The organism is Tsuneonella flava (assembly GCF_002870965.1).
Taxonomy (GTDB): Bacteria; Pseudomonadota; Alphaproteobacteria; order Sphingomonadales; family Sphingomonadaceae; genus Tsuneonella; species Tsuneonella flava.
In genome coordinates this window covers 18655-43030 of the sequence record NZ_PHSO01000011.1, presented here as the reverse complement: position 1 = coordinate 43030, position 24376 = coordinate 18655, and the positions used below count along the sequence as shown (strand labels likewise).

Sequence of the window (24376 nt, the reverse complement as noted above, 5' to 3'; positions counted from 1 at the left end):
GTTCATTATCGGAGGTTTAATGTCTAAATATCTGTTTCTTTTGAGTTGTGCTGCAGTCGCGTCACCCGCTCTCGCGGCTGAAGATGCCTATCAGGCCGATCCGACCACGATCACGGTGACCGCCAGTGGCACAGGCAGCAATGTCGTCGATACCGGACAGCCGGTAACTGTGATCGGTGCGGACGAAATCGATTCGATTCAGGGCGCGGATATCGCCCGCGTGCTGGAACGCGCCCCCGGTGTGACGATCAGTCGTAACGGCGCGCCCGGCTCGGTAACCAGTGTGTGGGTCCGCGGTGCGTCCGCTGAACAACTGCTGGTGCTGGTCGATGGCGTGCGGGTGTCGGACCCGGCATCGCCCGGCGGCGGGTTCGATTTCGGCAACCTGCTGGCCGGCAATATCGAGAAGATCGATCTGCTGCGTGGCGCAAACTCCACTATCTGGGGTTCGGACGCGATGGGCGGGGTATTGGCAGTGACCACGCGGGCGCAGCGCGGGCTTCAGGCCAGCGCCGAATACGGCAGCAACGAAACCGCCTATCTCAAGGCCACCGGCGGAATTGGCAGCGATGCCTATTTCCTTGGCGGATCGGCGAGCTGGTATCGCACCGATGGCTATTCCTCGGCTCGCAACGGGACAGAACCTGACGGGTTCGAACAGTTCGCCGCCAATGGCGAGGCACGGGCCTATCTCTCGCCCAGCTTCGAACTGTTCGTGCGTGGCCGTTATGCCAAGGGCGATCTCGATGTCGATGGCTTCCCTGCGCCGAGCTATACCTTTGCCGACACTAACGAAACGCAGAAGACCGAACAGTATTCGGGCGCAGCGGGCGCGGTGTACGACAGCGGTACGCTCTATCTGCAAGGGGCATGGTCGTTCGCGGATACACACCGCGAAAACTACAATCCCGACTTCGGTAGCGACCCGACATACACGATTGCCGGCCATCTCGACCGGGCAGACGTGCGCGGGACATGGCGCGCGGTCGGGCCGCTGGTGGTCAATTTCGGCGGTAACGGCGAATGGACGCGGTTTGCCGATATTGGAGGCAAGCACGAATCCACCAACACATGGGGGGCTTACACCCAGATCGGCATCGAAACCCCGCGTTATGCCGCGCATGTCGGCGTGCGCCATGACGAACACGAACGGTTCGGCGGGGAAACCAGCTTCGGTGCCGATGCCAGCTTTGAAATCGTCCACGACCTGCGCCTGCGCGCCAGCGTGGGCGAAGGGTTCAAGGCCCCGACGCTGTATCAGTTGCTGTCGGACTACGGCAATGTGAGCCTGAGTCCTGAACAGGCCACCAGCTACGATCTCGGCCTGGCATGGCGCGACCGCGCTGCGCCGACCTATGCCGCAGTCACTCTGTTCCGGCGGGATAGCAAAAACCTGATCGATTTCATCTCGTGTTCCGGGGTGATCGGCGGGATATGCAACAATCGCCCATATGGCACATATGACAATGTCGGTCGGGCGCGCGCGCAGGGTGTCGAAATCGAATTCGGCCTTGCTCCGACAGACAACCTGCGGACGCAGATTGCCTATAGCTATGTCGAAGCGACCGACCGGGCGACCGGCAACTGGCTTGCTCGCCGTCCGCAACATGCGCTGACGACATCGCTCGACTGGACCACTCCGCTGGGGCTGGTGATCGGCGGCGATGTGCGGCTGGTTGGCGAAAGCTTCGACAATGCGACCAATACCAAGCGGCTGGCACCTTATGCCGTGGGCGATATCCGCGCCAGCTTGCCGATTGCGAACCGCTTCGAACTGTTCGGGCGGGTCGAAAACGTGACCGACGCCGACTACGAAACGGTTTCCGGTTACGGCACACAAGGTCGTGCCGGATATGTCGGTGTGCGGTTGAAGATGTGATCGCTTCGCTGTGCCCGCAAACAGCGGCTATACCGTTGCCGTTACTTCATGACTGACAGAAGCGGCCATCGCGCCAGGCGCCGTCCGGTTTCATCCGGGCGGCGCCGAGGCAATGTGGGGCGCCTCTTTCCGGCGATGCTGTCTCTCCTGCTCGCTGCGTGCACTGCATCTGCTGCGCCGGGGCCGGAAGTGGTGCACCCCACCATCGTCAGTCTCAATCCCTGTACGGACGCCATTCTGGCCGAAGTCGCCGGGCCGGATCAGGTGCTGGCGTTGAGCCATTACAGCCGTGATCCACGGGCGAGTTCGATGGACGTATCCATCGCCCGCACATACGGCACCACGGGCGGAACGGTGGAGGAAGTCCTTGCGCTCGATCCGCAGATCGTGGTCGGCGGAACATTTCTGCCGCCTTCAACCCGCGCGGCATTCGCCCGGCTTGGAAAGCGCGTCGAAACAGTCGGCATCGCCATGTCGGTGCAGGACAGTATCGCACAAGTGCGGCAACTCGCCGCGCTTGCAGGCCATCCCGAACGCGGGGAGGCACTTGTCCGGCGGATCGAATCCGCTGTCGCGCGGGGGCACTGGGCGGGGCGGCCCGTTCCGGCAATTCTGTGGCAACCCGGCGGAATCGTTCCGGGGGACGGAGCGCTGGTGAGCCAGCTTATGGCCAATGCAGGCCTTGCCAACCAGAGCGCGCAGCGCGGCATGGGGCAGGCCGATTACCTCTCTCTCGAACGGTTGCTGAGCGATCCGCCGCGCGTGTTGCTGGTGGCGGGCGACGACCGGGGGCAACATCATCCTGCGTTGCGCGGTGTGGCAGGCATGGCGACCGTGCCATTCGATCCCGCGCTGCTCTATTGCGGCGGGCCGACTATCGTGCGGGCGGCGGATCGGCTTGCCTCTGTCCGGCGGGCGGTTTCGTGACGCGTCCGGTTCAAATCCTGTTGCTGCTGCTGGCGATTGCCGTGCCGTTGTCGCTGATGGCCGGGCGCGTGTGGATCGATCCCGCCACGACGCCCAACGCGGTCGTGATCCTGATGGAATTGCGGTTGCCGCGGGCCTTGCTGGCAATTGTCATCGGCGCGGGGCTGGGTGCCAGCGGTGCCGCGATGCAGGGATATTTACGCAACCCGCTGGCCGATCCCGGCCTGTTCGGGATTGCTCCCGGCGCGGCGCTGGGCGCGGTGGTGAGCCTGTGGTTCGGCTATGCTGCCAGCCCTTATCTGTTGCCGCTGTTCGCTCTGGTGGGGGCCGCCGCCGCGATGGCTCTGCTGGCTGCGATTGCCGGGCGCGCTGGCGGGATTGCGCTGTTCACACTGGCGGGAATGATGATTGCCAGCCTTGCCGGTGCGCTGACCAGTCTGGCGATCAGCCTTGCGCCCAACGCCTTTGCGATGAGTGAGATCGTCAACTGGCTGATGGGCGCGCTGACCGATCGCGGCTGGCCCGATGTTTGGATTGCAGCGCCGCTGACTCTGCTGGGCATTGTCTGCCTGATGATGGCGGCGCGCGGGCTGGATGCACTGGTGCTGGGCGAAAGCGCAGCGCGCAGTCTGGGAATGGAGCCGGCCCATTTGCAATGCTGGCTGGTGGCGGGCGTGGGGCTGACTGTGGGGAGCGGGGTCGCTGTGGCCGGTATCGTCGGGTTCGTTGGCCTGATCGTGCCCCACCTTGTCCGCCCGCTGACGGACCGGCGGCCCAGTTCGCTGATGCTGCCGAGTGCGCTGGCGGGGGCGTTGCTGGTGCTGGTGGCCGATTGCCTGTGTCGGATACTCCCGCTGGTTACCGAGCTGCGGCTGGGCATTGCGCTCAGCCTTGTGGGTGCACCGTTTTTCCTCTGGCTGCTGATGCAAATGCGACGGGGGCTGGCATGAGCCTGATTGCGGCAGAGCTGACCGTAGAGGGGCGGCTTGAAGAAGTGACGGTGGCGATGCAAACCGGCCAGGTGACGGCGATCTGCGGGCCGAACGGAGCGGGCAAGTCCACTTTGCTGCAATGCCTTGCGGGCCTGTTGCCGACCGAAGGCGGGCTGGTCGCGCTCGACCACAGGCCGCTCGACCAGATGCGGCCGTGCGAACGGGCGCAGGCCATCGGCTATCTCCCGCAAAATGGCGAGATTGCGTGGGATCTGACCGTGCGGAACCTCGTGGCGCTGGGGCGCTTGCCGCATCGCGACCGGGGGGAAGCGGAAGTGGCGGCGGCGCTCTCCGCGCTCGATCTCGACTCGTTTGCGGAACGGCCTGTCTCGCAGCTTTCCGGCGGAGAGCGCGCACGGGCTTTGCTGGCGCGGGTGCTGGCAGGGACACCGCGCTGGATTCTGGCAGACGAGCCGCTGGCGGCGCTCGATATCGCGCATCAACTGGCGCTGATCGGGCATTTCCGGCGCACGGCGCGTGAGGGGGTGGGGGTCGTGCTGGTGCTGCACGATCTGGCACTGGCGATGAATTATGCCGACCGCGTTATCGTGCTCGATTGCGGGGAAAAGGCGGCAGATGGCGATCCGCAGGTGGCCTTGTCGGAAGATGTGATCGCGCGTGTGTGGGGTGTACCCGCGCGCTGGCTGGGAGAGCCGGGCGCGCGGGCACTTGTCGTGGGTTAGGCTCAGAACCCATTTGGACGCCTCAATGGCGCCAGCAATGGATCCTGAGCCTGAGCCTGAGCCTTACTTCTTGTCAGGCACCAGACCGTGTGCCTCCAGCATCGGTTCGACGCTGGGTTCGTGGCCGGTGAAGTCCTTGTACATCTTGAAGTAATCCTCCGCAGCACCGCGGCTGAGGATGGTATCGCGATAATGCTGGCCATTTGCGCGGGTCAGGCCGCCGTGGTCGAGGAACCACTTCTGGCTGTCGCGGTCGAGCATTTCGGTCCACAGATAGCTGTAATAGCCAGCCGAATATCCGGTCGGGCCGGAGAAAATGTGGCTGAAGTAGCTGCTGCGATAGCGCGGCGGCACCAGATCGGTTTCGAGGCCGAGTTGCTTGAGGCTCTTGTCCTCGAACGCATCGACACCTGCGGGTGCCTTGATCGCGGCGGCCTGTTCCGGCGTCAGCGCATGCCATTTCATATCCAGCAGCGCGGCTTCGACGACTTCGCCGAAATCGTAGCCCTGGTTGAACTTCTTGGCAGCGATGATCTTGTCGATCAGCGCCTGCGGGATCGGCGCGCCGGTTTTCCAGTTCTTGGCATAGTGCGCCAGAACTTCGGGGTAGCTGGCCCACATCTCGTTGGTCTGGCTGGGGTATTCCACGAAGTCGCGGGCCACCGCCGTGCCCGAAAGCGAGGCGTATTTGCCGTTAGCGAAGAACCCGTGCAGCGCGTGGCCGAATTCGTGGAACATGGTTTCGACGTTGTCGAAGCTGACCAGTTGCGGTTCGCCATCGGGTGCCTTGGGGATGTTGAGCACGTTGTAGATCACCGGCTTGTCACCGAACAGGTGGCTCTGATCGACGAAGTTGCTCATCCATGCACCGCCGCGCTTGTTATCGCGCTGGAACGGATCGAAGTAGAAGATGCCCAGCTGGCTGCCATCGGCATCGAACACGTCGTATGTGCTCACGTCCGGGTTATAGACCGGCAGATCGGTGCGCTTCTTGAAGGTCAGGCCATAGAGCTTGTTGGCGGCATAGAACACGCCATCTTCCAGCACCCGGTGCACTTCGAAGTACTGTTTCACTTCGTCTTCGTTGAAGGAGAACTTCTTCGCCTTTACCTTGTCGGCGTACATTTCCCAGTCCCACGGCTTGACCGCAAAGTTCTTTCCATTGGCCTTGATTTCCTTGTCCAGCATGGCCGCATCGGCGCGCTGGCGGGCAGCGAGAGCGGGGACCATCTGTTCCATGAAATCGAGTGCGGTCTTGGGGTTCTTCGCCATGCGATCCCACATGACATAGCTGGCCCAGTCGGGTTCACCGAACAGCGCCGCCTTCTGCGCGCGCAGTTCCACAATGCGGGCGACCGCTTCGCGGGTGTCGTTCTCGTCATTCTTTTCCGCGCGGGTCCAGCTATTGTTGAACAGCTTTTCACGCACTGCCCGGTCGGTCAGCGCGCCGAGCGACGGCTGGCGCGTGGTGTTCTGCAGGGCGATCACATATTTGCCCGGCATCCCGCGCTCTTCGGCGGTCTTGGCCGCTGCGGCGATTTCGGCATCGGACAGACCGGCCAGCTTCGACTTGTCATCGACCACCAGCGCAGCGGCCTTGGTGGCGGAAATCAGCTTCTGGCTGAATTCGGTAGTGATGGTGGAAAGTTCGGAATTGATTTCCTTCACTTTCGCCTTCTGCTCAGGCGTCAGCATCGCCCCGGCGTGAACCATCCCCTTGTAGGTTTCTTCCAGCAGCTTGCTGTCTTCGGCATCGAGGCCGAGCGAAGCGCGCGCATCGTACACCGCCTTCACCCGCGCGAACAGATCAGGGTTCAGCGTGATCCCGTCGGAGTGGGCGGAGAGCTTGGGGCTGATTTCGGCATCGACCGCCTGCAGCGTATCGTTGGTGTTCGCGCCGGTCAGCGCATAGAACACGGTGGCGACACGGCCCAGCATCCGGCCCGATTTTTCCAGCGCGACGATGGTGTTCTCAAAAGTCGGCTGCGCGGGATTGTCGATGATTGCCTGCACTTCGGCGGAATGGATCTTCATCGCCTGTTCGAAAGCGGGGGCGTAGTCGCTGTCCTTGATCTTGCTGAAATCGGGCGCATGCAGCGGCAGATCGGAAGGTTGCGCGAAATATCCGGTGCCCTGCGGAATGGCCGGCGGGCCGTTTTCAGCGGCAGTGTCGGCTGCGGTTTCGGGCCGGTCGGCGGTGGAATAATCCTGCATCGTGGTACATCCTCCGAGCATCGCGGCGCCCAGAACGGCAGGTGCGGCGGCAGCGAATAGGCGTGTCTTAATCAAGGTGGTGCTCCCTGTTGTATTATGCGGAATTGGCGCTGACCGAACGACCGCGACAAATAGGCGCGAGCACAAGGCAGGCATGGAGATACTGTATCAACGGTTGAAGCCGGGATCGGTTGCGGTTGCAACCGGATTCGTGTCGCTCGTCGATAGAGAACAGCAGTTTGTCGACCATAGAGCGTTCATCGCAGCCGCCATTCGACCACCGGATCGTATTGCGATCCGCCGGGTGTCAGCGTGCTTTCGTACAGGCGGACGCTATCGACGGGCCAGGCGGGCGCGGCCAGCCGCGAATGCTGCGCCAGCCAGGGTGCCACCGGCCCCGCCGCGCTGTTCAGCCGGGCGAGCGTGATGTGCGGGGTAAACTTGCGGTGTTCCGCCTCCAGCCCGACCGACTGGCACACCCGTTCGACTTTCTTCTGCAAGGTATCGAGCGCGGCATTGGGGGCCACGCCTGCCCACAGAGCGGTAGGCTGCCCCTTGCGTTCGAAAAAGCCGACACCGCGCACTGCCAGTTCGAACCGCGGCGCATCGATCCGGCCGAGTGCATCGACGAGATCGTCCGCCACGCGCGGATCGGTTTCCCCGATATAGCGCAAGGTCAGGTGCAGTTGTGCATCGTCCTGCCAGCGGGCGGCGGCCACGCCGTCCATCGTGTCAATCAGCACGTTGCGCACGGTGACCGGCGGGCGCAGAGCGATAAACAGGCGGGGCAGGGCAGCGACCATTAGCAAAGACAATAGGCAGGCATACCGCTCTGGCCAAGGGCAGACAGCTGGGCCATTGTGGAACTGTCGCGCGCGTTATCCGTAAAGGAAATGCTGCGTACTTCCACGCTGGCTCCAAGCATACCAGGAAAGGCCTCCCCAATATGGCAAAGACCGTTGCCGATATCGTCGTCAATGCAATCGAACAGGCAGGGGCGAAGCGGATTTACGGGATACCGGGGGATACGATCAATCATTTCACCGATGCGGTTTCGCGTTCGAACCTGCGGTGGGTTCACGTGCGGCACGAAGAAGTCGGCGCCTTCGCTGCCGGGGGCGAGGCCTATATGACCGGCGAACTGGCGGTATGTGCGGGCACTTGCGGGCCAGGCAGCCTGCATTTCGTGAATGGAATATACGAAACCCACCGCAACGGTGCGCCGGTCCTGCTGATCGCATCGGACGTGGACCGGCGGGAGAAAGGCTTCGATTTCCCGCAGGAGGTCGATCAGCACAAGATTTACGAACAGCATTCGGTGTTCTGCGAATATATCTCCCACCCCGCACAGGCGCGGCGGATCGTCGCCAAGGCAGCGCAAGCCGCGCTGACCAGGCGCGGCGTGGCCGTAGTGATCGTCAACGGCGATATGTTCACCGAGAAAGACGACGATAAGGCCGACTGGCAGGTCTATCGCCCCGATCCCCGCACGCGGCCCAGCGACAGCGAACTGGCCGGACTGGCGCAGGATATCGATGCCGCTGAAAAGGTCACTGTCTATGCCGGCATCGGTGCGCGCGATGCCCACGATCAGATCGTGGCGCTGTGCGAAAAACTCAACGCACCGATGGTCCACACCACCCGCGCAAAGGAATGGCTGGAACCGGACAACCCCTATAATGTCGGGGTCAACGGCATTCTCGGCAACAAGGCGGGGGTGGAGGCGATCCATCGCGCCGATCTGGTGCTCTGCCTCGGCTGCGATTTCGCGTACACGCAATACTATCCCGCGCAGGCGAAGATCGTGCAGATCGATATCGACCCGACCCATCTGGGCCGCCGTGCGCCGATCCATATGGGGCTGGTCGGGGATAGCGCGACGACACTGGACGCGCTGACCCCGATGCTGGCGGCAAAGCCGGATCGCGCGCATCTCGACAAGGCGCTCGATCAGTGGCGCGAAGATCTCGACGGATATCGCGACGCGGGGGAGGAATCGGACGACACTCTGATCCACCCGCAATTCGTCGCCAATATGCTCGACCGGGTGGCGGCGGACGATGCGATTTTCGTGTCCGATGTCGGCACGCCGATGGTGTGGATGCTGCGCCATATTGCCGCGAACGGGAAACGGCGGTTTCTCAACAGCTTGCTCCACGGCACGATGGCCAGCGCCTATCCGCAGGCGATCGGTGCAAAGATCGCCTATCCCGATCGGCAGGTGATCGCGATGTGCGGCGATGGCGGGATGACCATGCTGATGGGCGACCTGCTGACTCTGGTGCAGGAGAAAGTGCCGCTCAAACTGCTGGTGTTCAACAACTCCACGCTCGGCTTCGTGGAGATGGAACAGCGGGTGGAAGGGCTGGTCGATCATTATACCGGATTGGAAAATCCCGATTTTTCCAAGGTGGCAGAGGCCATTGGTATTGCCGGATGGCGGGTGGACCGGGCCAGAGATCTTAGCGCGGCGATGGACAAATGGCTGGCCGAACCTGGCCCGGCTCTGCTCGATGTGAAGGTCAACCGGGTCGAACTGGTGATGCCGCCCGAAGTCAAAGTGGGGCAAGTGGCCAGCACCGCTCTGTTCGGGATGAAGGCAGTGCTCAGCGGGCGGACGAAGGAAGTCGTCTCTCTGCTGCGCGATAACTTCCTGCGGTGATAGCCTGCGCGCGGGGTATTGCCCGCTGCGCCGATCTGATGCAGCTTGCCCCGCGAAGACCCCGGATAACCGGGGCGGGATGAGGGGGAGTATGCGATGACCAGTGTCGGTCAGGCGCAGATCGCGCCGGTCACGGTGGCGCGCGATCTGACGCTGCGCGATTTATGGGCGGCATTGGCGGCGGGCGCGCGTGATTTTCTGGCCTGCCCGCTGTTCGGGCTGTTTTTCGGATCGATCTATGTCGGCGGCGGGCTGTTCGTTGGCTATGCGCTGTTCGCGTGGAAATCGCCGACATGGCTGATCCCGGCGGCGGCGGGCTTCCCGCTGATCGCGCCATTCGTGGCCGTCGGCCTCTACGAAGTCAGCCGCCGGCGTGAAGCGGGCCTGCCGCGTAGCTGGGGCACGGTGCTGGGCGCACTGCGCGGGCGCGGCGACGATCAGATTATCAGCATGGGGGTGATCGTGTTCGTCGCGTTCAGTTTCTGGATGATCGTTGCCCATTCGATATTCGCGATCTTTCTGGCCGAAAGCGGGATCGGATCGGAATCGCTGGCGATCTTCACTACGCAGGCGGGTATCGCCATGCTGGTGGTGGGCGGCGCAATCGGCGGGCTGATGGCGCTGGCATTCTATGCTGTGACAGTGATGAGCCTGCCGATGCTGGTGGACCGCGAAGTCGACTTTCTGACTGCGATCATCACCAGCCTTGCAGTCATCAACCACAACCGCCCGGTGATGATGGCATGGGCGCTGATTATCGCGGTGGTGCTGTTCGTGGCAATGATCCCGGCGTTCCTCGGCCTGCTGATCGCGCTGCCGGTGCTGGGCCATGCGACATGGCACCTCTATCGCCGGGCGGTGACGGACTGATTTATCGTTCCGTGTTGTTAGTCGGCCTGTCGCATGTGGGTTGTATTCGCGCGCGTGCCGCCCACATCGCATTGGCACCGGGGAAGGCCACGCGCATCCCCTTGACTAACGTGAACATTACCGGAACATAGCCTGCATGGCACTTACCACGATTTCCGTGCGCGGCGCGCGCGAGCATAACCTCAAGGGTATCGATATCGACCTGCCGCGCGATGCGCTGATCGTGGTCACCGGGCTATCCGGGTCCGGCAAATCGAGCCTCGCGTTCGACACGATCTATGCCGAGGGGCAGCGGCGCTATGTCGAAAGCCTCAGCGCCTATGCGCGGCAGTTTCTGGAGATGATGCAGAAACCCGATGTCGAACATATCGACGGGCTGTCCCCCGCGATCAGCATCGAACAGAAAACCACCAGTCGCAATCCGCGCTCGACCGTTGCGACGGTGACCGAGATCTACGACTATATGCGGCTGCTGTGGGCGCGGGTGGGGGTGCCGTATAGCCCGGCGACCGGCTTGCCGATCGAAGCGCAGACGGTGTCCAACATGGTCGACCGGGTGATGACTTTGCCCGAAGGCACGCGGCTCTATCTGCTGGCCCCGGTGGTGCGCGGGCGCAAGGGCGAATACCGCCGCGAACTGGCCGAATGGCAGAAGGCGGGCTTTGCCCGTGTGCGGATCGATGGCGAGCTGTACGAAATCGAACAGGCCCCCGCGCTCGACAAGAAATACAAGCACGATATCGAAGTGGTGGTAGACCGGCTGGCGGTGCGCCCCGGCATCGAAACCCGGCTGGCCGACAGCTTCGAAACCGCGCTCAAGCTGGCCGAAGGGCTGGCCTATGTCGATCTGGCCGATGGCGTTGTGCCGGGTCGGGAGGCGGAAGCGAGCGCGGGCGGCGCGATGAAGGGGGCGGGCATCCCCGCCAACCGCATCGTGTTCAGCGAAAAATTCGCCTGCCCGGTCAGCGGGTTCACTATCGAAGAGATCGAACCGCGCCTGTTCAGCTTCAACGCGCCGCAGGGCGCCTGCCCGACGTGCGACGGGCTGGGGGAGAAGCTGCTGTTCGATCCGCAACTGGTGGTGCCCAACGAACAGCTTTCGCTGAAAAAAGGCGCGGTGGTGCCCTGGGCGAAGAGCAATCCGCCGTCGCCCTATTACATGCAGGTGCTGAACAGCCTGGCGAAAGCATACGATTTCGACCTGACGACTCCGTGGGAAGATCTGGCGCAGGATCAGCGCGATATCATCCTGCACGGCACCGGCGGCCTGCCGGTGGCGCTCACTTTCAAGGACGGGCGCAAGGAATACACCGTGCACAAACCGTTCGAAGGGGTGATCGGCAACCTCAACCGCCGGATGATGCAAACCGAAAGCGCGTGGATGCGCGAGGAACTGAGCAAGTACCAGACCGCGCAACCGTGCGAGGCGTGTGGCGGCAAACGCCTGAATGAGAAAGCGCTGGCGGTGAAAGTGCCCAGCGCCGATGGCCCGACCGACATCGCCACCCCCACGCAGATGAGCGTGACGCTGGCGAAGGACTGGTTCCTCGCGCTGCCCGATCACCTGACCGATCAGCAGAACCAGATCGCCCGCGCCATTCTGAAAGAAATCAACGAACGGCTGGGCTTCCTCGACAATGTCGGGCTGGATTACCTCAACCTCGACCGGACCAGCGGCACGCTGAGCGGGGGGGAAAGCCAGCGCATCCGCCTCGCCAGTCAGATCGGCAGTGGGCTCAGCGGCGTGCTCTACGTGCTCGACGAACCGAGCATCGGCCTGCACCAGCGCGATAACGACCGGCTGCTCGAAACGCTCAAGCGGCTGCGCGATCTGGGCAATACCGTGATCGTGGTGGAGCATGACGAGGATGCGATCCGCACCGCCGACCATATCGTCGATCTCGGCCCCGGCGCCGGGGTGCACGGCGGGCAGATCGTGGCGCAGGGCACGCTGAAAGATATCCTCAAGGCTAAGGGATCGCTCACCGCCGATTACCTGACCGGGCGGCGCAAGATCGCGGTGCCCGAACACCGCCGTAAGGGCAACGGCCACCACCTGACGGTGCACGGCGCGCGGGCCAACAACCTGCGCGATGTCACCGCCGCGATCCCGCTGGGCACGTTCACCTGCATCACCGGGGTTTCGGGCAGCGGCAAATCGAGCTTCACCATCGACACGCTCTATGCCTCCGCCGCGCGGCAGCTCAACGGCGCGCGTGTGGTGGCCGGGGCGCACGATAAAGTCACCGGCCTCGAATTCTGCGACAAAGTGATCGAAATCGATCAAAGCCCGATCGGCCGCACCCCGCGCAGCAACCCGGCGACATACACCGGCGCCTTCACCAATATCCGCGACTGGTTCGCCGGCCTGCCAGAGGCGCAGGCGCGCGGATATAAACCGGGCCGGTTCAGCTTCAACGTGAAGGGCGGCCGGTGCGAGGCGTGCCAGGGCGACGGCCTGATCAAGATCGAAATGCACTTCCTGCCCGACGTGTACGTCACGTGCGAGGAATGCCACGGCAAACGCTATAACCGCGAAACGCTGGAGGTGAAGTTCAAGGGGATGAGCATTGCCGACGTGCTCGACATGACGATCGAGGATGCGGAAGAATTCTTCAAGGCCGTGCCCCCGATCCGCGACAAGATGCACATGCTCAACGAAGTCGGCCTCGGCTACGTCAAAGTGGGGCAACAGGCCACCACGCTATCGGGCGGAGAGGCGCAGCGGGTGAAACTGGCCAAGGAACTCGCCCGCCGCAGCACCGGGCAAACGCTGTATATTCTGGACGAGCCGACCACCGGCCTGCACTTCGAAGATGTCCGCAAACTGCTGGAAGTGCTCCACCGTCTGGTGGACCAGGGGAACAGCGTAGTGGTGATCGAACACAATCTGGACGTGATCAAAACGGCAGACTGGATCGTGGACTTAGGGCCGGACGGCGGCGTCCGCGGCGGCGAGATCGTGGCCGAAGGGACGCCGGAAGAGGTCGCGGTTAACGAGCGGAGTTATACGGGGCAGTATTTGCGCGGGATGTTGTGATAGTGTTGTGCCGATCCTCTTCCATCGGAGGGAGGGTGATGGCGGCCATGCTATTATCGTAATTCGTCTTCGATCAGGCGCCTTCCATCGGGCTTCAAAAATTTTAGCTGCTTTTCAATCGGCTTTCCTCGATTTCCGAAAGTTTCCACTGCTCTTCGAGCATAAGTCCAAAACGTCCACTGACGGACTGAGGAGTTCTGATCGAAATCCTCGACTCTCATGAAATTTTGAAAGAAATCGTCGAAATTGAATGTAGATTTTAGGGTCGAATAATCTCGGTCTGCATATCGCCTTTTATGCTTAATGGCTCTTATGCGTCCAACAAACGTCATCTTTCGCTTTAGGTTTGAAAGGGTTGCATCCCTTAGGTAAATTCTCTTCCCATCGAAGCGGAATCCTAGATACTCTAAGCCATTTTTTCCCGAACCCTTTAAATGTTGAATAGATAGCGAATCTTCGGTCTTTATGAAGCGATGAATGCTACTTTTACTTTCCTTTATAAAAAGTTGACTTCCAAAGCTGGAAATCGATTTGCGAACGTCTTCTTCAATCGCACTTGCATCGTCATCGGTTTGAGCTTTAACAAGAAGAAGGATGTCGTCAGAATATCTAAAGGCGCGCCCGCCATGAGCTGTCGCAAGGCTGCTTAGCTTCTGATCGAACTCCATAAGATATATGTTGGCAATTAGGTCGCTGATTGGCGTTCCTTGTGGAATGCCAAATGGATTTTCGTTCTTTTTGATAATTGAGGGTTTCAGTCCCCCTCCGGCTATTTTGTCACGAAATTCTTTCGGACTGCATAGCTGGGTGGGCATACTGTTAAAAGGAATGCGATAGCCTTCAATTTTAACTCCGGTGTTGGTGTATTTCACGCCAAAATACCCAAGCCTTCTGTATGCTTCGGTTCTATCGACCCAGCGATATTCAGTTAGTGCTTTGAAAACTGCTCTATGATCATCGGGTAAATTAGGGACTTGAAGCAGCTGGCACCAGTCAGCTTCAATTTTCTCATGGTCAAGAGATTCAAAAAACTGCGAGATATCTAACGTGATCGCATAACAGTCGCCCATTAATTCGATCTCATCGAAGACCTCTTTGGCGAAATCTATATTGCACTTGCCTCGGCCATCTTTTCCGATGATTTTCCTATAGGCGATTGGAACGTCGGATATGCCAAGCTTCGCAAGTCTCTCCTCATAGAGTGGCGCTAGCAATCGCCGATACCGTGCAAAAATGTATGCGTCGCGTCGAGCTGCATACCGAATTTTGCGAGACTTTTTTTCTGGTTTGATCGTGCCGTTCCCGACCGCACCTCCAGACTTCGGGGTTCGAAATGGCTGCCACCGCTTTTCATATTGGATGAGCGGAAAGAACGCGTTGCGAGCGACGCGCTTCGGATCATTCACAATGTTCCTGATTTCGGACAACGCAAGCGGAGCATCAAAATGCGGGTAGTGCTTCTGATCCCCGGCTGTAGGTTCCCATTCGTCTGGGCGAGAGGGGGCGGCACCTGTCGTCTTCATCAACGTGGCCCGCCCCTCACCATTGTCTGCGAGCCAAGCGGCTCTAACCTGAAGAGGTCCGACGAAGTCTGTTATACTGTGGTCATCGGGATAACGAAATTCCTGTTACGGAAGATCATCCCAACCAAGCGCCAGGTGAGTCAGCAGATCGGAGGTTACACAATGGCACTACTCGAAGCGCTGCTCGCGATTCTTGGGCTTGACAGTCTTAACAAACGACTCACCGAAGTGATCGCCCCATCTTGGTGACTTAATCGCCAAGTTCAAGAGGTGTCAGATATTATTTTCCTACACGCCCCAAACCATGCCTCACTGCGCGCCCGCTTTACCCAAGGCGGTCCACGAAACGCGCAACCCACGAGGCTCCTCCATGCCGAAACGCTCCGACCTCCCTACCACCCAGAAACTCCCGATCCCTGCTCCCGGCGACACCGCCGCGCTTGAGCACGCCCAGCGCTGGCTCGCCCATGTCGAGGCGGGGCGCATCGGCTCCCCCCTTTCCTACACCCCCACATCCCTCATAAATACCCGGTCCACTTTCCCACACGGAGAACCGGACCATGACCATCCCACACCCCATTCCTCCCCGCGATGGCGCCGATGATGGCGCGGGCGGGCGCGCGCAGGCGGGTGCGCCCATTCCCAATCTCCCCGCGCTGATCGCGGCGCTCCCCGGTGACGATACCCGCGCGCCGCAAACCGGCTTCACGCGGGAGCGGCAGGCCGAATTCCTCCGCGCGCTGGCCGATGGCGGGTCGGCGCGGCGGGCGGCGAAGCGGGTGGGGGTCAGCCATCAGAGCGCCTATCGCGCGCGGCGCGCCTGCCGCGAATTTGCGCGGGCGTGGGATGTGGCGCTGCTTTCCGCCCGCTCTCGTGCAGAGGAGGTGCTGGCCGACCGTGCGCTCGATGGCGTGGAGGAGGCGGTGTTCTATCATGGGGAGGAGGTGGCCACGCGCCGCCGGTATGACAGCCGCCTGCTACTGGCGCATCTCGCGCGGCTCGACCGGCTGGCCGAACGTGCCGATCTGGCGGCGCTGGCCGATGGGTTCGAAGCGGTGCTCGCCGCCTTCGCCCGTGGGGAGCCGCTGGCCCCGGCCCCCGCTGCGCCTACCCCGGAAAAGGGCGGTGTGGAGAAGGGCGACTTTTCTTCCCCAGGACAGTGTAACATGCGGTCCATGTCTCCCCCCGAAACCGCGGAGAAGGAGGACGATCGTTATGCCGACGACGTCGAACTGCACACGATGCCGGTGATCGAGGACTTCGCCGCGGACGAGCTGTGGGCGGGGCGGATGATCGAGGAACCCGACGATGGCGGCCCCACCTGGCAGGACAAGGTGGACGAGATGCTCGCCCACCGGCCGGATGACGCCCCGCCATTCGAGGCGCTGATCGAAACCGACAACTCGCACGGCACCTTCGGGGAACTGCGCGACTGCATCTACGAACAGGTCTTCGCCTATAACTGGAACAGGGAGGAGTGGTGGACGCTGGATCACAAGGGCGTGTCGCGCCCCGAACTGAGCATCCGCGAATACGACAACACGCGCTGGGTGCCGCCCGCGCGCTATGCGACGGGCGCTGCCGCCGGGGCGACGGGTACTACCTCGGGCTGGCAACCACCGGCGGCGCGCAAGCCGGGGGCGGGGGCAAGCTACTGAGCGGCACCGGGGCGCGCTGCGTGTGCGGCCAGCGGTGCCGGCGGGCATGGCGCGACGGTGGCTTGGGGCGCTCTGGCCGATGGCGGTGTATGGTTGCGGAGGGCGGCGGGTGAAGGCGGCCCGCTCTGTCCGGCGCGCTCTGCCGGGTTGGCTCAGTCGTCGAGCAAGGCGAGTTCGACCGTGCCGCTGCCCGGTCCGACAATGCCGATCTCGCTCGCCGCTGCGCGGCTCAGGTCGATCAGGCGGCCATGCGAATACGGCCCACGGTCGTTGATGCGGACCACCACCGACTTGCCATTGCGCGGGTTGGTCACCCGCACTTTGCTGCCGAAGGGGAGCGTCTTGTGCGCGGCGGTCAGCGCGTTCATGTCGAACCGTTCGCCACTGGCAGTGGGGCGGCCGTTGAACTTGCGCCCGTAATACGATGCGACTCCGCTGCCGATCACTTGCCCGGCATCGTCGTCACCATCGTCGGCGGCCTGGTCTTCCACTGGCGGAGTGAAGCTGGAGAGGTTGACGGCATGCGATGCCGCCGCAAATCCGGGCGCCGCTTTCGCCATTCCGGCGAAGTTGGCCGCAAATGCATCGGCGCTGTCATCCGCCCGAACCGGCGCGGAAAGCGATGCCGGCAGAGCCAGCGCAACCGCGAATGCAAAACCGCGCAGTGCGCCGTGGCGAATGTTGAAACAGATCCCGTCCATAACGCTGGCGGGTTTACCCGCAAGGTTCCTCCACCGGCACCCCCGCAGAGTCACCTTGCCCCGGTCTGGCCACATTTCATCGTGGTTTGGGGAACGAACTGCGGCAAATCAGACGGCTTACACCGTCCGAATAGCGGGCGTCGGGTGCTGAAAGGGAGGGGTGGTGGAGGCGAGTCGCTGCCATTGGGCAGGGCGCCGGGTCGGGGTTTGGGGAGGGGATAAGGAGAGCGGCTGCATTGCTCGCCGCTCTCCTGAAAGGGTGGATGAGGTAGTGGTTCAGATGGCTGTAGCGGGGGTGGCCTATGCGTCCTTCAGCATCAGCAACTCGCATCGCAGGGCGAGGACAGGAATGGGAACAAGCGTATGATCGACCTCAACAACAGTCGCTTCCGCCACCAGCTGGCCGGGGATGGCGAACTCGTGATCGGGCAGCGCAGCGATGAACGCTTCGCCTGCGGCGATGGCGTCACACCCCTCGAAGCGCAGGCCGAAGGTGTGGCGGCTGCCTTCGAATGTAACGCTGGTCCACGGGCGCTCGATATGGCGGACAAAGCGCGCATCCGGCCCGGCAATCTGCGCCAGTGCATTGCGAAGATGGCGGACGGGGCCGCGTTCGGGCTTAGCTTGCATGGGTCGAATCCTGGTAAGTGTTCATGAAATGTTCCGTTCTTTTCACCGTCTCGGCCCGCGGTTCGCGCCCCATCCGCAGATCGAGCACGAAGCGCGGATCGTGGGCGGCGAGGCGGCCGAACCGGGTCGGCGGCATGTCATGGGTGCGGAGGAACTTCTCGATGGTGCGAATAAGCATGGGGGCTCTCGTCAAAGTGAGTCGAATGGTGCGATCGAGCAGCCTAGCTTGCGTGCGAAATCCTACTTGTCTAGGAAAAATCCTACGTATAGGAAGTGGCAATGAGTGAACGTTCCCATCATGATGTACGGCAGCGGTTGCTGGATCTGGCCACTGGCCGGGGTGTGAGCCTGGCGGGCCTGTCGGATATGATCGGGCGCAATTCCAGCTATTTGCAGCAGTTTATCCGCAAGGGTAGCCCGCGCAAACTGGAGGAGGGGGACCGCCGTGCATTGGCGGAGTTCTTCGGCGTTGCCGAAACCGAATTGGGCGGGGTGGAGGAAAAATACCACACGGCACCGGCCTTCCGATCAAACTGGGTAGAAGTGCCGCGCTTGCCGGTGGAGGCCGCCGCGGGCAGCGGGGCGGTGGCCAGCGAAGAGCAACCGTTCGACAGTTTCCGCTTCTCTCGCCGGTGGTTGCGCGAACACGGGCTGGAACGGGCGCAGCTATCCGCGATCACGGTGATGGGCGATTCGATGGAGCCATTGCTCAACGACGGGGACGAAATCCTCGTCGATACCGCGCAGCGCACCTTGCGCGACGGCATCCATGTCGTGCGCGTGGGCGATGCCCTGATGGTGAAGCGACTGGCGGCGGCCGGGCCGGACCGCGTCGTCCTGCTCAGCCAGAACTATGCCTATCCGCCGCAGGAATTCGCGCTGCGCGATATCGAAATCGTCGGCCGCGTCGTGTGGAAAGGGGGGCGGTTGTGAGAGTGACTTACATCTCCCCCGGTGTCCCCGGTAGTTCGCATAAAGATACAGCTATCGCGTTCGAATTGAACAACAAATACGCCAATGAATTAGTTAACATCATTGACAGTGGAGCAGCGCAGCAGTCCAGCATCTTCCCCTCGACGATCGAAGGGGGCAATAATTATGAAGAAGTTAAGTCTCGCGCTTGCTGCGTTGGCAATGGCGGTGTGTTTGCCGGGGCAGGTAACCGCCAGGGAAAAGCTGCCGGAGCTATCGGCTTCGGAGCTGGCTGCAGTCCAATCCCGAACTTATCCGGTTTCCGACAAGGTGGTGTTTTCCAGCGCGGTCGCGGCGCTTCAGACCGCTGGCTATCTCGGTATCGAGGCCAGCAAGGATGCGGGCACGATATCGGGCCATACGGATGCCAAATCGAAGCTGATGTTCAACATCTTCTGGGGTCTGGGGAAGAAGAAATACACCCAGACCGCGCAATTCCTCGTGGAAGAAATGCAGCCCGGCCAGACGACGCTCAGGCTCAACCTGTTCCTCAACGAATCCAAGACCCGGAGTATTATCTTCGGCAACAAGGCGACCGATGCCATGTTGATCCGGCAGGGAGAACCGTACACCGCGCTCATGCAACTGGTCGATGCGGAAGTGGCCAGGCGCAAGCCACTCGAAGCCAAGGCAGATGCGGCTACGGAATCGAGCGATACAGCGGGCACACCTGCCAGCGATCCCGAAGGCTAACGCACGTGCGGAGCGATCCGCATGGTATCGCTCCGCATGACATAGCGAAGCGCGGACTGCTGGCCAGTTCCCGCTTGCACCCGCGCGCCGCAGACCTCACATTCGCGCTATGACCGATACCACCACCTCTGCCGCGCCGCCGATGCGCGCTGCGATTATCCCCGTTACGCCTTATCAGCAGAACTGTTCGCTGATCTGGTGCACGAAGACGATGAAGGGCGCGCTGGTCGATCCCGGCGGGGAAATCGACAAGCTGAAGCTGGCGGTGGAGCGCGCCGGGGTCACGCTGGAAAAACTGCTGATTACGCATGGCCACATGGATCATTGCGGGCAAGCCGGGATGCTGGCGGAGGAACTGGGTTTGCCGATCGAAGGGCCGCATGAAGACGACCGGTTCTGGATCGCGCGGCTGGAGGAAGATTGCCAGCGGATGGGAATGGAAGGGCGTCCGTTCGAATCCGATCGCTGGCTGGTCGATGGCGATACCGTGACCGTGGGCGATCTGACGCTGGATGTGATTCACTGCCCCGGCCACACGCCGGGCCACGTCGTGTTCGTCCATCGGCCCAGCCACTTTGCCATTGTGGGCGACGTGCTGTTTCAGGGCAGTATCGGGCGCACCGATTTCCCGCTTGGCAACCATCAGGATCTGATCGATTCAATCACCCGGAAGCTATGGCCACTGGGCGATGACATAACATTCATCCCCGGCCACGGCCCCACCAGCACCTTTGGGCAGGAGCGCAAGACCAACGCGTTCGTCAGCGACTATGCTCTGGGGTGAGCGAAACGGACGAGTGGTGGGGTTATTGGGGCCGGTCACCTGTAATAGAGCGGCGGGGTTATTGTGAAATGATCCGATGTTTGCTTTAATGGTTCTGGTCGCAGAATAATAAATTGATAAATATAATTTACTCTGTGGCATCTCTACAATTTATAAAAGCTTGGAGATGCCATGAAATACACGCGTTACATTGTCGCCGGTATGGCGGCGGCATCGCTTGCCGCCGCACCTGCGCTTGCCCAACCTGTTGAGCGTGCGTCTGCGCCTGCGAAGAACACCAACGGTTTGGAAAGCGGTGGGATCATCGCCATTATCGGTGTGATCGCAGTGGTTGCACTGGGCGTTATCGCCGCCACCAATGGCGACGATACGCCTGTAAGCCCGTAAAAAGGCAAGCTATATCAATGCTATGAGGCCCGGCCCATCGAGTGGGTCGGGCCTCTGTCGCGATGCCGGGCAGATGCGTTCCGGCCCTTATTCCGGCCTTCGCCTCAAACCGCGTCCAGCGCCTGTTCGAAATCGGCGATCAGGTCGTCTGCGTCTTCGATCCCGATGCTGATGCGAACGAGGTTGTCGGAGATGCCAAGGCTGACCTTGCGCGGATCGGGCACGGACAGGTGGGTCATGCTGGCCGGGTGGCTGGCCAGCGTCTCCGTCCCGCCCAGACTGACTGCCAGCTTGGCGATCCGCAGCGCGTCGAGGAAGCGGAAGCATTCGGCTTCGCCGCCCTTGATGAACACCGAGAAGGTGCTGCCCGCACCGGTGCAATGCCGGTCGTAGATGTCCTGCTGCCGCGCATCGTCGATCATGCCGAGGTAGCCGAGCCGTTCGATCTTAGGATGCCCCTTGAGGAAGGCGCAGACCTTAGCGGCATTCTCGCCCGCACGGCTCATCCGCAGTTCGACCGTTTCGAGGCTTCGCAACAGCATCCACGCGGTGTTCGGATCGGCGATCCCGCCCATCGTATTGCGGAGCATTCGCACCGGATCGATCCACTTCTTCGCCCCCGCGACACTGCCCGCCACGAGGTCCGAATGTCCGCCCACGTACTTGGTCAGCGAATAGACCACGATATCCGCTCCGTGATCCAGCGGACGCTGCCACAGCGGGCCGAGGAAGGTGTTGTCGATAGCGATCGGGCAGGCGTGATCTGCACCCAGCGCGGCGTCGCGCGCCGCCGAAACGGCTTCGATGTCGACCAGTGCGTTCGTCGGGTTGCCGGGGCTCTCGAGGTAGATCATCGCCAGCTTGCCCCCCTGATCGGCGGCCTGCGCCCTGGCACGGGCGATCACGTCGTCCAGCTCTTCCCGGCTCGCGCCAGCAGGGAAGTCGATGTAGCTCACGCCAAACTTGGCGAGCGTCTTGGCAACGAAGCCTTCGGTCGCGGCATAGAGCGGGCCGGAATGGATAATCACGTCGCCTGCCGCACAATAGGTCAGCATCAGCACGCAAATCGCGGTCATCCCGCTGGAGAAGCACAAGGCGTCTTCCGCCCCGTCCCAGATGCTCAGGCGGTCTTCGAGGATCTCCTGATTGGGGCCGTTGAACCGCGAATAGACCAGCCCGTCGGCGCCACCCGGCCGCTTGCCGGTGATCCCTTCGAAGTGGCGTTTGCCCGCCGCCGCGTTCTCGAATGCGAACGTACTGGTCAGGAAGATCGGCGGCTTCAGCGACCCTTCGGAGAGAGCGGGGTCGTAGCCATGACCCATCATCAGCGTGCTGGGTTTGAGCGTGCGGGAGGCAGATTTGGAGTCGGCCATCGAGAGGCATCCTTCCTGTTATCGTCACGCTCCCAGGAAGGCGGGAGCTGGTTAGGGCCACACCGGGGCACTGGCGTCCCTAACCTCCGCAGGAACGCATCTCCGCCGGGTAGCCCGTGTCGGCCAACGAACTACCGTTGCAACGGACTGTTTTCAACCGAAACCAAACAAGATTTGCATAGCCCACACGGCCCCTACGATCAGGAAAACCCCGGCTACGTCCAGCCCGGCCCCGGCACCGATCATCCGGGGCAGGGCGATGCGGTTGGTGGCCCACGCAATCGCGTTCGGCCCGGTGCCTGCGGGCAACATGAAGCCCCAGCTACTGGCCAGTGCGGCGGGCATCGCCAGCCAGATCGGATCGACTCCCAGGGCTATGCCGAGGCTGGCGACGACCGGCATGATCGCGCTGGCGGTGGCGACATTGCTGGCAAATTCGGTGATGACGATCATCAGCGCGACAACAGCGAGGGCGACGACGATCAGCGGCACACTGGCCAGTGGCAGGAGGGATTGACCCAGCCATTCGGCCAGCCCGGATTCGCCCATCCCGGCAGCCAGCGCCAGCCCGCCGCCGAACATCATGATCACGCCCCACGGTGCCCGGTCTGCCTCTTGCCATGTCAGCAGAGGGCGGCCGGTTCCATCGGGCAGTATGAACAGCAGAAAGCTGGCAGCAACGGCAATTGTGCCATCGGTCAGCGCGCCTTTGGGCATCATCGGTTCGAGCAGCGGCTGCGCGAGCCACAGCGCGAAAGTACCAGCGATCAGGGGCACCAGGCGCTTCTCGGCAGTGGACCAGCGGGTGTGCGTGTCGATCGCCTGACGCGCACCCGCTACGTCGAAAGGGTGAGCGCTGACCTGCTGCACTCTGGCGATAATCCACGCCGCCAGCGGAACCCCGACCAGTACGACTGGCAACCCGAACAGGCTCCATTGCGCGAAGGTGATCCGGGTGCCGGTAAGCTGATCCACCAGACCCACGGCGATGGCGTTGGTCGGGCTGCCGACAATCGTGCCGAGGCCGCCGATACTGGCGGCGAAGGCAATGCCCATTGGCAATGCCCCGTTGAGCCCTTCCTTGTGGCTGTCGTCCATCCCCCCGCCGGTCAGCACGGCCAGTGCCATCGGCATCATGATGAGAGAGGTGGAGGTGTTGGAGATCGCCATCGACAGGATCGCCGCAGCGACCATAAAGGCGAACAGCAGGCGGCCTTGCCCGCCATTCGCACCGACACTTTTGAGCAGCGCGAGGGCAAGGCGACGGTGAAGCCCGGTCCGCTCAATCGCCAGCGCGATGAATGCGCCGCCGAGGATGAGAAACAAAATCGGGGAGTAATACTCGCTCGCTGTCTCGTTGGCAGTCATGACGTTGCTCATCGGCAGCACCAGAAACGGCAGCAGCGCGGTCACTGTAAGGGGGAGCGCCTCCGTCATCCACCATGCGGCCATCCACACCACCAGCCCGGCCACGGACCACGCCTGCGCGGTCATTCCCGCAGGCGGCGGCAGTACCAGTGTGGCGCCAAAGGCGAGCAGCCCCGCCACAAAGCCGATATGGCGTGCAGTCATCCCAGATACCTCCCCAAGCCCGCGAAGAAACTAGCGCGTGCGGTGGGCGCGGCAAGAGGGGACTATATCGCGATTGCGGAAAAGAGGAGGGGTGGCGCGTGCCCGCAACCCGCCTGCCTGCCTGCCGGAGCGGACCGGTTCAGGTCGGGCGGAGGAGGGGGCCGGGTGGATGTCGACCTATCTGGCCTGTCAGGGTGTTCAGCCGCCAGTTTCAGTCAGTTCACAGGCTTCAGGTCGGCTTTGTAGATGTACCAGTGGAGTTGTTCCGAACTGGCGCCGGGTACGTCGTTGACGCGCCGCAATACCACGTCGCCCTTCAGCACTTCGACCCCGCCGCCACGCAATTCACCGGTGAGCGTGGTGGGCGCTGTGTAGTAGCTGGATCCTGCCGCGCCCTCTATGGTGCCGGATGGCATCGCCACGGTTATGCGACGGTATTTGTCGAACTGCGCCGAATAGAGCGCCTTGCTGGTGCCGCTATCCTTGCCGTCATTGCCGAATTGCTCCCAGGCGAGAGCATAGTTGCCGTTCTCCAAGGCATGCGCCCATGTGAGCAAAACGCCTCGCGCACCCTTCTCGCCGCGATAGGCATCGGTGATATCCGACGGGGGGCTGGGCTGCGGAGCGGCATCCGCGGATGGCAAGGTGGCGGCGACAGGGGCGGGTGTCGCCGCTTCGCTGGCGATGGCGACGGGAGCGGTCGAATCCGCCGTTGCGTGCTGTTCGGGGGAGGTTGCCTGCTGCTGGCAGGCGCCAAGCGTCAGGGTGCCGACGAGCAGCATGGAAATATGCGGGCATCTCATGAGCAGAAGTCTC

General features: G+C 62.2%; 21 protein-coding genes. 12 read left to right on the top strand and 9 right to left on the bottom strand.

Translation table 11 applies throughout. The annotated features are described in order from the left end of the window. Window positions 1–19 precede the first annotated feature (19 nt). The 4 genes from CV013_RS14695 to CV013_RS14680 are packed head-to-tail and all read left to right on the top strand — an operon-like array spanning window position 20 to window position 4481. Window positions 20–1879 carry a TonB-dependent receptor plug domain-containing protein gene (locus CV013_RS14695; protein WP_102156453.1) on the top strand — a complete coding sequence of 620 codons (1860 nt, stop codon included), beginning with the start codon at window positions 20–22 and terminating at the stop codon, window positions 1877–1879. A gap of 48 nt (window positions 1880–1927) precedes the next feature. Further along, window positions 1928–2806 carry an ABC transporter substrate-binding protein gene (locus CV013_RS14690; RefSeq protein ID WP_232806607.1) on the top strand — a complete coding sequence of 293 codons (879 nt, stop codon included), beginning with the start codon at window positions 1928–1930 and terminating at the stop codon, window positions 2804–2806. Further along, entirely contained in the window at window positions 2803–3756 is a 954-nt protein-coding gene (locus tag CV013_RS14685) for a FecCD family ABC transporter permease (RefSeq protein ID WP_102156451.1), read from the top strand. The genes CV013_RS14690 and CV013_RS14685 overlap by 4 nt, the downstream gene beginning before the upstream one ends. Next, complete coding sequence (locus CV013_RS14680; RefSeq protein WP_102156450.1) at window positions 3753–4481, top strand: ABC transporter ATP-binding protein; 729 nt, start codon at window positions 3753–3755, stop codon at window positions 4479–4481. Before CV013_RS14685 ends, CV013_RS14680 begins: the two co-directional genes overlap by 4 nt. Before the next feature lie 63 nt (window positions 4482–4544). On the opposite strand, the gene CV013_RS14675 is transcribed toward CV013_RS14680, so the two are convergent. Both CV013_RS14675 and thpR read right to left on the bottom strand, forming a co-directional pair. Continuing rightward, on the bottom strand, window positions 4545–6770 hold the full coding sequence (locus CV013_RS14675) for a M3 family metallopeptidase (protein WP_223805386.1): 2226 nt from the start codon (window positions 6768–6770) through the stop codon (window positions 4545–4547). A gap of 182 nt (window positions 6771–6952) precedes the next feature. Further along, complete coding sequence (gene thpR, locus CV013_RS14670) at window positions 6953–7498, bottom strand: RNA 2',3'-cyclic phosphodiesterase (RefSeq protein ID WP_223805387.1); 546 nt, start codon at window positions 7496–7498, stop codon at window positions 6953–6955. Between the two features lie 143 nt (window positions 7499–7641). On the opposite strand from thpR, the gene CV013_RS14665 reads away from it, so the two are divergent. The 3 genes from CV013_RS14665 to uvrA all read left to right on the top strand — a co-directional run bounded on the left by CV013_RS14665 (window position 7642) and on the right by uvrA (window position 13267). Continuing rightward, a complete protein-coding gene (locus tag CV013_RS14665) occupies window positions 7642–9357 on the top strand; it encodes a thiamine pyrophosphate-dependent enzyme (RefSeq protein ID WP_102156449.1) in 1716 nt (571 codons plus the stop codon). A gap of 96 nt (window positions 9358–9453) precedes the next feature. Next, entirely contained in the window at window positions 9454–10227 is a 774-nt protein-coding gene (locus CV013_RS14660; protein ID WP_102156448.1) for a DUF2189 domain-containing protein, read from the top strand. A 136-nt stretch (window positions 10228–10363) separates the two neighbouring features. Further along, on the top strand, window positions 10364–13267 hold the full coding sequence (uvrA, locus tag CV013_RS14655; RefSeq protein WP_102156447.1) for an excinuclease ABC subunit UvrA: 2904 nt from the start codon (window positions 10364–10366) through the stop codon (window positions 13265–13267). Window positions 13268–13320: 53 nt separating this feature from the next. Here the strand turns inward: uvrA and CV013_RS14650 are convergent, their stop codons facing one another. Next, window positions 13321–14790, bottom strand: a complete 1470-nt coding sequence (locus CV013_RS14650; RefSeq protein WP_102156446.1) for a reverse transcriptase domain-containing protein — start codon at window positions 14788–14790, stop codon at window positions 13321–13323. Between the two features lie 560 nt (window positions 14791–15350). On the opposite strand from CV013_RS14650, the gene CV013_RS14640 reads away from it, so the two are divergent. Next, window positions 15351–16448, top strand: a complete 1098-nt coding sequence (locus CV013_RS14640) for a helix-turn-helix domain-containing protein (protein ID WP_102156444.1) — start codon at window positions 15351–15353, stop codon at window positions 16446–16448. Window positions 16449–16600: 152 nt separating this feature from the next. Here CV013_RS14640 and CV013_RS14635 read toward each other — a convergent pair whose 3' ends face one another. From CV013_RS14635 to CV013_RS14625, 3 genes are all read right to left on the bottom strand, one after another. After that, window positions 16601–17149: a septal ring lytic transglycosylase RlpA family protein gene (locus CV013_RS14635; protein WP_102156443.1), complete on the bottom strand. Its 549-nt coding sequence runs from the start codon at window positions 17147–17149 to the stop codon at window positions 16601–16603. 300 nt (window positions 17150–17449) lie between these two features. Further along, window positions 17450–17779, bottom strand: coding sequence for a hypothetical protein (locus CV013_RS14630; RefSeq protein ID WP_223805388.1), 330 nt, complete (start codon window positions 17777–17779; stop codon window positions 17450–17452). Beyond that, a complete protein-coding gene (locus CV013_RS14625; protein ID WP_102156442.1) occupies window positions 17769–17957 on the bottom strand; it encodes a hypothetical protein in 189 nt (62 codons plus the stop codon). Before CV013_RS14625 ends, CV013_RS14630 begins: the two co-directional genes overlap by 11 nt. 101 nt (window positions 17958–18058) lie before the next feature. Here CV013_RS14625 and CV013_RS14620 point away from each other — a divergent pair, with 101 nt between their 5' ends. The 4 genes from CV013_RS14620 to CV013_RS14605 all read left to right on the top strand — a co-directional run bounded on the left by CV013_RS14620 (window position 18059) and on the right by CV013_RS14605 (window position 20615). Next, on the top strand, window positions 18059–18712 hold the full coding sequence (locus CV013_RS14620) for a S24 family peptidase (RefSeq protein ID WP_102156441.1): 654 nt from the start codon (window positions 18059–18061) through the stop codon (window positions 18710–18712). A gap of 165 nt (window positions 18713–18877) precedes the next feature. Then, complete coding sequence (locus tag CV013_RS14615; protein WP_102156440.1) at window positions 18878–19444, top strand: hypothetical protein; 567 nt, start codon at window positions 18878–18880, stop codon at window positions 19442–19444. 109 nt (window positions 19445–19553) lie between these two features. Next, complete coding sequence (locus CV013_RS14610; RefSeq protein ID WP_321196992.1) at window positions 19554–20228, top strand: MBL fold metallo-hydrolase; 675 nt, start codon at window positions 19554–19556, stop codon at window positions 20226–20228. A 171-nt stretch (window positions 20229–20399) separates the two neighbouring features. Further along, window positions 20400–20615 (top strand): TrbC/VirB2 family protein, encoded by a 216-nt coding sequence (locus CV013_RS14605; RefSeq protein ID WP_102156439.1) that lies wholly within the window; start codon window positions 20400–20402, stop codon window positions 20613–20615. Window positions 20616–20719: 104 nt separating this feature from the next. Here CV013_RS14605 and CV013_RS14600 read toward each other — a convergent pair whose 3' ends face one another. The 3 genes from CV013_RS14600 to CV013_RS14590 form a co-directional block, all read right to left on the bottom strand. Beyond that, window positions 20720–21988, bottom strand: coding sequence for a cystathionine gamma-synthase family protein (locus CV013_RS14600; protein ID WP_102156438.1), 1269 nt, complete (start codon window positions 21986–21988; stop codon window positions 20720–20722). Between the two features lie 153 nt (window positions 21989–22141). Next, window positions 22142–23560, bottom strand: a complete 1419-nt coding sequence (locus CV013_RS14595) for an SLC13 family permease (protein ID WP_102156437.1) — start codon at window positions 23558–23560, stop codon at window positions 22142–22144. 215 nt (window positions 23561–23775) lie between these two features. After that, entirely contained in the window at window positions 23776–24363 is a 588-nt protein-coding gene (locus tag CV013_RS14590) for a hypothetical protein (protein ID WP_123640007.1), read from the bottom strand. Between the last annotated feature and the right edge of the window lie 13 nt (window positions 24364–24376).

What these genes read in the sequence shown, in the direction of transcription:
- CV013_RS14695 (WP_102156453.1), top strand. Translation starts at nt 20, where the DNA reads ATGTCTAAATATCTGTTTCTTTTGAGTTGTGCTGCAGTCGCGTCACCC.
- CV013_RS14690 (WP_232806607.1), top strand. Translation starts at nt 1,928, where the DNA reads ATGACTGACAGAAGCGGCCATCGCGCCAGGCGCCGTCCGGTTTCATCC.
- CV013_RS14680 (WP_102156450.1), top strand. Translation starts at nt 3,753, where the DNA reads ATGAGCCTGATTGCGGCAGAGCTGACCGTAGAGGGGCGGCTTGAAGAA.
- thpR (WP_223805387.1), bottom strand. Translation starts at nt 7,498, where the DNA reads ATGGTCGCTGCCCTGCCCCGCCTGTTTATCGCTCTGCGCCCGCCGGTC.
- CV013_RS14665 (WP_102156449.1), top strand. Translation starts at nt 7,642, where the DNA reads ATGGCAAAGACCGTTGCCGATATCGTCGTCAATGCAATCGAACAGGCA.
- CV013_RS14660 (WP_102156448.1), top strand. Translation starts at nt 9,454, where the DNA reads ATGACCAGTGTCGGTCAGGCGCAGATCGCGCCGGTCACGGTGGCGCGC.
- uvrA (WP_102156447.1), top strand. Translation starts at nt 10,364, where the DNA reads ATGGCACTTACCACGATTTCCGTGCGCGGCGCGCGCGAGCATAACCTC.
- CV013_RS14650 (WP_102156446.1), bottom strand. Translation starts at nt 14,790, where the DNA reads ATGAAGACGACAGGTGCCGCCCCCTCTCGCCCAGACGAATGGGAACCT.
- CV013_RS14640 (WP_102156444.1), top strand. Translation starts at nt 15,351, where the DNA reads ATGACCATCCCACACCCCATTCCTCCCCGCGATGGCGCCGATGATGGC.
- CV013_RS14635 (WP_102156443.1), bottom strand. Translation starts at nt 17,149, where the DNA reads ATGGACGGGATCTGTTTCAACATTCGCCACGGCGCACTGCGCGGTTTT.
- CV013_RS14630 (WP_223805388.1), bottom strand. Translation starts at nt 17,779, where the DNA reads ATGCAAGCTAAGCCCGAACGCGGCCCCGTCCGCCATCTTCGCAATGCA.
- CV013_RS14625 (WP_102156442.1), bottom strand. Translation starts at nt 17,957, where the DNA reads ATGCTTATTCGCACCATCGAGAAGTTCCTCCGCACCCATGACATGCCG.
- CV013_RS14620 (WP_102156441.1), top strand. Translation starts at nt 18,059, where the DNA reads ATGAGTGAACGTTCCCATCATGATGTACGGCAGCGGTTGCTGGATCTG.
- CV013_RS14615 (WP_102156440.1), top strand. Translation starts at nt 18,878, where the DNA reads ATGAAGAAGTTAAGTCTCGCGCTTGCTGCGTTGGCAATGGCGGTGTGT.
- CV013_RS14610 (WP_321196992.1), top strand. Translation starts at nt 19,554, where the DNA reads ATGACCGATACCACCACCTCTGCCGCGCCGCCGATGCGCGCTGCGATT.
- CV013_RS14605 (WP_102156439.1), top strand. Translation starts at nt 20,400, where the DNA reads ATGAAATACACGCGTTACATTGTCGCCGGTATGGCGGCGGCATCGCTT.
- CV013_RS14600 (WP_102156438.1), bottom strand. Translation starts at nt 21,988, where the DNA reads ATGGCCGACTCCAAATCTGCCTCCCGCACGCTCAAACCCAGCACGCTG.
- CV013_RS14595 (WP_102156437.1), bottom strand. Translation starts at nt 23,560, where the DNA reads ATGACTGCACGCCATATCGGCTTTGTGGCGGGGCTGCTCGCCTTTGGC.
- CV013_RS14590 (WP_123640007.1), bottom strand. Translation starts at nt 24,363, where the DNA reads ATGAGATGCCCGCATATTTCCATGCTGCTCGTCGGCACCCTGACGCTT.